Annotated in this window: 7 protein-coding genes and 1 pseudogene; all 8 read right to left on the reverse strand. The window is 52.5% G+C overall.

The genetic code is table 11. The annotated features are described in order from the left end of the window. Window positions 1–76: 76 nt before the first annotated feature. Window positions 77–4105 carry a DNA-directed RNA polymerase subunit beta gene (rpoB, locus tag J4613_RS22035; protein WP_000263105.1) on the reverse strand — a complete coding sequence of 1343 codons (4029 nt, stop codon included), beginning with the start codon at window positions 4103–4105 and terminating at the stop codon, window positions 77–79. A 317-nt stretch (window positions 4106–4422) separates the two neighbouring features. After that, window positions 4423–4788 (reverse strand): 50S ribosomal protein L7/L12, encoded by a 366-nt coding sequence (gene rplL, locus J4613_RS22040; RefSeq protein WP_000028882.1) that lies wholly within the window; start codon window positions 4786–4788, stop codon window positions 4423–4425. Window positions 4789–4854: 66 nt separating this feature from the next. After that, window positions 4855–5352, reverse strand: a complete 498-nt coding sequence (gene rplJ / locus J4613_RS22045) for a 50S ribosomal protein L10 (RefSeq protein WP_001207203.1) — start codon at window positions 5350–5352, stop codon at window positions 4855–4857. 419 nt (window positions 5353–5771) lie between these two features. Continuing rightward, window positions 5772–6476 (reverse strand): 50S ribosomal protein L1, encoded by a 705-nt coding sequence (rplA, locus tag J4613_RS22050; protein WP_001096676.1) that lies wholly within the window; start codon window positions 6474–6476, stop codon window positions 5772–5774. Between the two features lie 3 nt (window positions 6477–6479). Beyond that, complete coding sequence (gene rplK / locus J4613_RS22055) at window positions 6480–6908, reverse strand: 50S ribosomal protein L11 (RefSeq protein ID WP_001085926.1); 429 nt, start codon at window positions 6906–6908, stop codon at window positions 6480–6482. A gap of 157 nt (window positions 6909–7065) precedes the next feature. Beyond that, the gene (gene nusG, locus J4613_RS22060; RefSeq protein WP_001287521.1) at window positions 7066–7611 is read right to left on the reverse strand and encodes a transcription termination/antitermination protein NusG; all 546 of its coding nucleotides are present in this window, start codon (window positions 7609–7611) and stop codon (window positions 7066–7068) included. 1 nt (window position 7612) lies between these two features. Then, complete coding sequence (gene secE / locus J4613_RS22065) at window positions 7613–7996, reverse strand: preprotein translocase subunit SecE (RefSeq protein WP_001275691.1); 384 nt, start codon at window positions 7994–7996, stop codon at window positions 7613–7615. A gap of 229 nt (window positions 7997–8225) precedes the next feature. After that, a pseudogene (gene tuf, locus J4613_RS22070) lies at window positions 8226–8359 on the reverse strand (elongation factor Tu); the annotation flags it as partial.

Below are 8359 nucleotides of genomic sequence, written 5' to 3' on the forward strand. Positions count from 1 at the left end.
GGATTTGCTCCCGTCGGAGTTAGCACAATCTGGTGTCGGGTTTTACCCCGACACCAGTGACCTGTTTGAGCGAGAATTACTCGTCTTCCAGTTCGATGTTGATGCCCAGCGAGCGGATCTCTTTCAACAGAACGTTGAAGGATTCCGGCATACCCGGTTCCATCTGATGGTTGCCGTCCACGATGTTCTTATACATCTTGGTACGACCGTTCACGTCATCAGACTTAACGGTGAGCATTTCCTGCAGGGTGTAGGCGGCGCCGTAAGCTTCCAGCGCCCACACTTCCATCTCCCCGAAGCGCTGACCACCGAACTGCGCCTTACCACCCAGCGGCTGCTGAGTAACCAGGCTGTAAGAACCGGTAGAACGCGCATGCATCTTGTCATCAACCAGGTGGTTCAGTTTCAGCATGTACATGTAACCGACGGTTACCGGACGTTCGAACTGTTCACCCGTACGGCCATCGAACAGGGTGATCTGACCGGAGGTCGGCAGGTCGCCCAGTTTCAGCAGCTCTTTGATTTCCGCTTCTTTCGCACCGTCAAACACTGGTGTGGCAATCGGCATACCTTTACGCAGGTTTTCTGCCAGACGCAGCACTTCATCATCGCTGAAGGTGCTCAGGTCGACTTTCTGACGAACGTCGGCGCCCAGATCGTAGGCACGCTGGATGAATTCGCGCAGTTTCGCGACTTCCTGCTGCTGTTTCAGCATGGCGTTAATCTTGTCGCCAATACCTTTCGCAGCCATACCCAGGTGGGTTTCCAGAATCTGACCGATGTTCATACGAGACGGTACGCCCAGCGGGTTCAGTACGATGTCGACCGGCGTGCCGTTTTCATCGTAAGGCATGTCTTCGATCGGGTTGATCTTAGAGATAACACCCTTGTTACCGTGACGACCTGCCATCTTATCACCCGGCTGGATACGGCGTTTAACGGCCAGATAGACCTTCACGATCTTCAGCACGCCCGGCGCCAGATCGTCGCCCTGGGTGATTTTACGGCGCTTCGCTTCAAGTTTTTTCTCGAACTCGTGTTTCAGTTCGTCATACTGCTCAGCCAGTTGTTCCAGCTGATTTTGTTTCTCTTCGTCGGTCAGACCGAGTTCCAGCCAGCGGTCGCGCGGCAGTTTGTCGAGCTTCTCAGCTTCAACGCCGCCGGACACCAGCACCGCACGGATACGGCTAAACAGGCCCGCTTCGAGGATCTGCAGTTCTTCAGACAGGTCTTTTTTCGCCTGCTTGAGCTGCATCTCTTCGATTTCCAGAGCACGTTTGTCTTTTTCTACGCCATCGCGAGTAAAGACCTGAACGTCGATAACCGTACCGGAGACACCGTTAGGTACGCGCAGAGAAGAGTCTTTAACGTCAGACGCTTTCTCACCGAAGATCGCACGCAGCAGTTTCTCTTCCGGCGTCAGCTGGGTTTCACCTTTCGGCGTCACCTTACCGACCAGAATGTCACCGCCGGTCACTTCCGCGCCGATGTAAACGATACCGGATTCATCCAGTTTGGAGAGCGCAGCTTCACCCACGTTCGGGATATCAGCGGTGATCTCTTCCGGCCCCAGCTTGGTGTCACGGGACACGCACGCCAGTTCCTGAATGTGGATGGTGGTGAAACGGTCTTCCTGGACAACACGCTCGGATACGAGGATGGAGTCTTCGAAGTTGTAGCCGTTCCACGGCATGAACGCCACGCGCATGTTCTGACCGAGCGCCAGTTCACCGAGGTCGGTGGACGGACCGTCTGCCAGCACGTCGCCGCGTTCAACCGGCTCGCCCAGAGACACACATGGCATCTGGTTGATACAGGTGTTCTGGTTAGAGCGGGTGTATTTGGTCAGGTTATAGATGTCGATACCTGCTTCACCCGGGTACATCTCGTCTTCGTTAACTTTGATAACGATACGGGACGCATCCACGTACTGAACAGTACCGCCACGTTTAGCTACTGCAGTAACACCGGAGTCGACGGCGACAGCACGTTCCATACCGGTACCCACCAGCGGCTTGTCAGCGCGCAGAGTCGGAACCGCCTGACGTTGCATGTTCGCACCCATCAATGCACGGTTGGCGTCATCGTGTTCCAGGAACGGGATCAGGGACGCACCGACGGAGACCACCTGCTGGGTGGAAACGTCCATGTAGTCAACCTGGTCGCGGCTGAACAAGCTGGATTCGCCTTTGCTACGGCAGGTCACCAGATCTTCTACAAAGTGGCCTTCGTCATCCAGGTTGGAGTTCGCCTGAGCGATAACGTAGTTGCCTTCTTCGATAGCAGACAGGTAATGAATTTCGTCAGTGACCACGCCATCAACCACACGACGGTACGGCGTCTCAAGGAAGCCATATTCGTTAGTCTGTGCGTACACGGACAGGGAGTTGATCAGACCGATGTTCGGACCTTCCGGCGTTTCGATAGGACATACGCGACCGTAGTGCGTCGGGTGTACGTCTCGAACTTCGAAGCCTGCGCGTTCGCGGGTCAGACCGCCTGGGCCGAGTGCGGAGATACGACGTTTGTGCGTAATCTCAGACAGCGGGTTGTTCTGGTCCATAAACTGAGACAGCTGGCTGGAACCAAAGAACTCTTTCACTGCGGCGGAAATCGGCTTGGCGTTGATCATATCCTGAGGCATCAGGGTATCCAGATCGCCCAGAGACAGACGCTCTTTCACCGCACGCTCTACACGCACCAGGCCAACGCGGAACTGGTTTTCCGCCATTTCGCCGACGGAACGGATACGACGGTTGCCGAGGTGGTCGATATCATCCACTTCGCCTTTACCGTTACGGATATCGATGAGCTTCTTCATGACATCAATGATGTCGTCTTTGCTCAGGATACCGGAACCTTCGATTTCGTCGCGCAGCAGAGAACGGTTGAACTTCATACGACCCACCGCAGACAGGTCATAGCGGTCTTCGGAGAAGAACAGGTTCTCGAACAGGCTTTCAGCCGCTTCGCGAGTCGGCGGCTCACCAGGGCGCATCATGCGGTAGATTTCTACCAGCGCGCTCAGACGATCGTTAGTTGGGTCGACGCGTACCGTTTCAGAAATGTACGGGCCGTGGTCCAGATCGTTGGTAAACAGCGTTTCGATACGCTTGTGGCCGGACTGGCTCAGCTTAGCCAGCAGATCCAGGCTCAGCTCCATGTTCGCCGCGCAGATCAGCTCGCCAGTGGATTCGTCAACGTAGTCTTTAGAGACGACTTTACCTGCGATGTACTCAACCGGAACTTCGATATGCTTGATATCGTCTTTTTCCAGCTGACGGATATGACGCGCGGTAATGCGACGGCCTTTTTCAACGTACACCTTGCCGTTAGCTTCGATATCGAACGACGCGGTTTCGCCGCGCAGACGTTCTGGAATCAGCTCCATCTGCAGCTTGTTGTCGCGAATTTCGAAGACGACTTTCTCAAAGAACAGGTCAAGGATCTGCTCAGTGGTGTAGTTCAGCGCACGCAGGATGATGGTCGCAGGCAGTTTACGGCGACGGTCGATACGTACGAACAGGTTGTCCTTCGGATCGAATTCGAAGTCCAGCCAGGAACCACGGTAAGGAATGATGCGCGCGTTATACAGCACTTTACCCGAAGAGTGGGTTTTACCTTTGTCGGAGTCAAAGAAGACGCCAGGACTACGGTGCAGCTGAGAAACGATAACACGCTCAGTACCGTTGATAACAAAGGTACCGTTGTCGGTCATGAGCGGAATTTCGCCCATGTAGACTTCTTGTTCTTTAATGTCTTTAACGGTGCCTTCCGGCGCTTCGCGCTCGTAGATCACCAGACGCAGTTTTACGCGCAGCGGTGCGGAATAGGTCACGCCACGGATCTGACATTCCTGAACGTCAAACACCGGTTCGCCAAGGCGGTAGCTGACGTACTGCAGCTCGGAATTACCGCTGTAGCTCTGAATCGGGAACACGGAACGGAAGGCTGCTTCCAGGCCGTACTGCCCTTCAGGATCTTGCTCGATAAACTTCTGAAACGAGTCAAGCTGGATAGAAAGGAGATAAGGTACATCCAGAACTTGTGGACGTTTACCAAAATCCTTACGAATACGTTTTTTCTCGGTATAGGAGTAAACCATAGGGTTCCTCAGCTCGCTGACAAGTCGACCCATCTGTCCTGCGGGGGACAGTTTGTGCAACACTATTTTGTTGACCGGAAAATGGATACTTTCCGCAATGCCTGTTGCTATCACGCTTAAACCATTTCATTGCGATTTACACAGAACGTACGCTCTGTCGCAGTATATTAAGTCGTCGATAGAAACAAGCATTGAAAGGCACAGCAGTAGTCAAACAGTGTGAAACGCTACTGGCGCCTTACAGCGCAAAAAGGCTGGTGACTAAAAAGTCACCAGCCATCAGCCTGATTTCTCAGGCTGCAACCGGAAGGGTTGGCTTATTTAACTTCAACTTCAGCGCCAGCTTCTTCCAGAGATTTTTTCAGTGCTTCAGCGTCATCTTTGCTCACGCCTTCTTTCAGAGCGGCCGGAGCAGATTCTACCAGGTCTTTAGCTTCTTTCAGACCCAGGCCAGTTGCGCCACGTACTGCTTTGATAACAGCAACTTTGTTAGCGCCAGCAGCTTTCAGAATTACGTCGAATTCAGTTTTTTCTTCAGCAGCTTCAGCCGGGCCAGCAGCTACAGCTACAGCAGCAGCAGCGGAAACACCGAATTTTTCTTCCATTGCAGAAATCAGTTCTACAACGTCCATTACGGACATAGCGGATACTGCTTCAATGATTTGATCTTTAGTGATAGACATTTAAATTGTTCCTGAATATCAGAATAAGTTTATACGTAAGCAAATGCTTGATAAAGACAACTGCGATTACGCAGCTTCTTTTGCATCGCGTACAGCAGCCAGTGTGCGAACCAGTTTGCCAGCCGAAGCTTCTTTCATGGTTGCCATCAGGCGTGCAATTGCTTCTTCGTAGGTCGGCAGAGTTGCCAGGCGGTCGATCTGAGACGCCGGGATCAGCTCACCTTCAAAGGCTGCAGCTTTGACCTCAAATTTTGCATTCGCTTTCGCGAACTCTTTGAACAGACGAGCAGCAGCGCCCGGGTGTTCCATAGAGTATGCAATCAGGGTCGGACCAACAAACGTGTCTTTCAGGCACTCGAACTGAGTACCTTCAACGACGCGGCGCAGCAGGGTGTTACGAACAACACGCATGTATACGCCAGCTTCACGACCTGCTTTACGCAGTTCAGTCATTTTATCTACAGTTACGCCACGGGAATCCGCAACTACTGCAGACAGCGCGCCTTTGGCTACTTCGCTGACTTCAGCAACAATCGCTTGTTTGTCTTGAAGATTTAAAGCCATTAGCTTTGCTCCTGGATGTTTGCCGGAACTCATGTTCCGGAACTCACTTCACTCATCTCAACGAGAAGAGCGTCTTAATACGGTGAGCAGAAACAAGCCAGAGTATAAAAAATAATCTTAGCGTTCTGTCACCGTCTACGCAGGGGATTAAGCCTCTTGCGAGACGCCTGCGGTCTTCGACGGAGGCCTGGATAGGCCAGGCTCCAACGAACAAATTCTTTCTATGACTTCGTCCTTTGAACCGCAGCTGTGTTAGCTGCGCTCGTTCACACCAGTCACATAGTTAACTATGCTCCTGGCGATTCACTCACTTGCTGCCTTGCTGCAATTCAAATGACTCGCATAGTGATCTGTTATATTTCAACAGAATCGTGGGGGTAAGATTGTAGACAAAATCACCGCCCACGTAAAGACTAATCTTAGTTCGCAGATGCGCTCAGACCAGCCTGATCAACGGCAACGCCAGCACCCATGGTGGTGGAGATGCTAACTTTCTTGATGTACACGCCTTTCGCCTGGCTCGGTTTTGCTTTTTTCAGCGCAACCAGCAGAGCTTCCAGGTTTTCTTTCAGTTTGTCAGCGTCAAAGTCCACTTTACCGATGGTGGTGTGGATGATGCCGTTTTTGTCGTTACGGTAACGAACCTGACCTGCTTTAGCGTTCTTAACCGCTTCAGCAACGTTAGGGGTTACGGTACCGACTTTCGGGTTTGGCATCAGGCCGCGCGGACCCAGAACCTGGCCCAGCTGGCCAACAACGCGCATTGCATCCGGGGATGCGATAACAACGTCGAAGTTCATTTCGCCTTTCTTGATCTGGTCAGCCAGATCTTCCATACCTACCAGCTCAGCGCCAGCAGCTTTAGCTGCTTCAGCGTTCGGGCCCTGGGTAAATACGGCAACGCGAACAGAACGGCCAGTACCGTGCGGCAGTACAGTCGCGCCACGAACGTTCTGGTCAGATTTACGAGCATCGATGCCGAGGTTAACGGCAACGTCAACGCTTTCGTTGAATTTAGCAGTGGCCAGCTCTTTCAGCAGGGCAATAGCTTCGTTGATGTCGTACTGTTTGGTCGCATCAACTTTTTCACGGATCACGCGCATACGCTTGGTCAGTTTAGCCATTTCTTAGTCCTCCACTACCAGGCCCATGGAACGTGCAGTACCTTCGATGGAGCGAGTCATCGCTTCAATGTCGGCACCGGTCATGTCGGCAGCTTTGGTCTGCGCGATTTCCTGCAGCTGAGCGCGGGAAATTTTACCTACTTTGTCTTTGTTCGGCTTGCCGGAACCAGACTTGATACCAGCCGCTTTTTTCAGCAGAACAGCTGCCGGAGGCGTTTTGGTAACGAAGGTGAAAGAACGGTCAGCGTAAACGGTAATAACAACCGGAATCGGCAGACCTTTTTCGATGGAATCCGTTTTTGCGTTGAACGCTTTGCAGAATTCCATGATGTTCACACCCTGCTGACCCAGTGCTGGACCAACCGGCGGACTCGGGTTCGCCATACCAGCTGCAACCTGCAGCTTGACGTAGGCTTGTACTTTCTTAGCCATTCTAAATTCCTCGAATTGGGTAGTATCGCTTCAAAGAAGCTCCCCGTGATAAATATCGCTTTATGGGCATAAGGCCCATAAAAACAAAAGGCGCGAAATTGTATGTCAATTTCGCGCCCTATGCAACGATTAGATCGCTGCTTTTTTGATCGCAGCCTTACGCTTTCTCAACCTGGCTGAAGTCCAGCTCTACCGGGGTCGCACGACCGAAGATAGAAACAGACACTTTCAGGCGAGACTTCTCATAATCGACTTCTTCGACAACGCCGTTAAAGTCTGCGAACGGACCGTCGTTAACACGAACCATTTCACCCGGTTCAAACAGAGTTTTCGGCCGCGGCTTATCGCCAACCTGCTGCAGGCGGTTCATGATCGCATCGACTTCTTTGTCGCTGATCGGCGCCGGACGGTCAGAGGTACCGCCGATAAAGCCCATCACACGCGGCACGCTACGCACCAGGTGCCAGCTTGCGTCGTTCATGACCATCTGGACCAGAACGTAACCCGGGAAGAATTTGCGTTCGCTTTTGCGACGCTGGCCGCCACGGATCTCAACGACTTCTTCAGTCGGCACCATGACTTCGCCAAACAGCTCTTCCATATTGTGTAATTTGATATGCTCGCGCAGCGATGTGGCTACGCGGCCTTCAAAACCGGAAAACGCCTGAACGACGTACCAGCGCTTTTTAGGTGCTTCAGACATCTCAGAACCTCAGGCCAGTGATAAAGGATACCAGGCGAACCAGAATACCATCCAGTCCCCACAGGATCAGTGACATAACTGCGGTAACCGCAGCGACGATCAGCGTGGTGTGCAGCGTTTCCTGGCGAGTCGGCCAAATGACCTTACGGACTTCGGTTCTCGCTTCACGGGCAAAAGCAACGGTTGCTTTACCTTTTGTCGTCAACAGCGCGACACCACCCGCTGCAGCAATCAGAATTACTACGGCCAGCGCACGCAGCGGCAGCATCATGTCGCGATAGAGGTAGTTGCCGACGATTGCGACGATCAGCAATATGGCAACAACTATCCACTTCATCGCTTCCAGGCCGCGCCCGCTCCCTTGAGCTTCGGTATTCGCACTCATAAACCAACCTGTCAGAAGTATTCTACAAACATTTTCACCCCGCAATCGCGAGGCAATCCAAATCGAAACGCTTATTCGCCTTTCGGATTATACGCCCTCTACAGAGCCTGTCTCAGCAATGATTATGACAAATAAAATCACTGATGAGCCAGGTTCTGGTGTGAAAGCGTGCAAAAAGGGCATCAAATGATGCCCTTTTATTGCGCATTGCGTCAAATGTTATCAGCGATTAGCCGAGAACTTTAGCAACAACGCCCGCGCCAACGGTACGGCCGCCTTCACGGATTGCGAAACGCAGACCGTCGTCCATTGCGATCGGGTGGATCAGGGTAACAACCATTTTGATGTTGTCGCCCGGCATTA

The sequence above is a fragment of the Salmonella sp. 32020114201800008SM genome, from assembly GCF_017572025.1.
Taxonomy (GTDB): domain Bacteria; phylum Pseudomonadota; class Gammaproteobacteria; order Enterobacterales; family Enterobacteriaceae; genus Salmonella; species Salmonella enterica.

Excerpts from the sequence above, each read along its gene's own strand:
- rplL (WP_000028882.1), bottom strand. The coding sequence starts at position 4,788 with ATGTCTATCACTAAAGATCAAATCATTGAAGCAGTATCCGCTATGTCC.
- rplK (WP_001085926.1), bottom strand. The coding sequence starts at position 6,908 with ATGGCTAAGAAAGTACAAGCCTACGTCAAGCTGCAGGTTGCAGCTGGT.
- secE (WP_001275691.1), bottom strand. The coding sequence starts at position 7,996 with ATGAGTGCGAATACCGAAGCTCAAGGGAGCGGGCGCGGCCTGGAAGCG.
- rplJ (WP_001207203.1), bottom strand. The coding sequence starts at position 5,352 with ATGGCTTTAAATCTTCAAGACAAACAAGCGATTGTTGCTGAAGTCAGC.
- rplA (WP_001096676.1), bottom strand. The coding sequence starts at position 6,476 with ATGGCTAAACTGACCAAGCGTATGCGCGTGATCCGTGAAAAAGTTGAT.
- rpoB (WP_000263105.1), bottom strand. The coding sequence starts at position 4,105 with ATGGTTTACTCCTATACCGAGAAAAAACGTATTCGTAAGGATTTTGGT.
- nusG (WP_001287521.1), bottom strand. The coding sequence starts at position 7,611 with ATGTCTGAAGCACCTAAAAAGCGCTGGTACGTCGTTCAGGCGTTTTCC.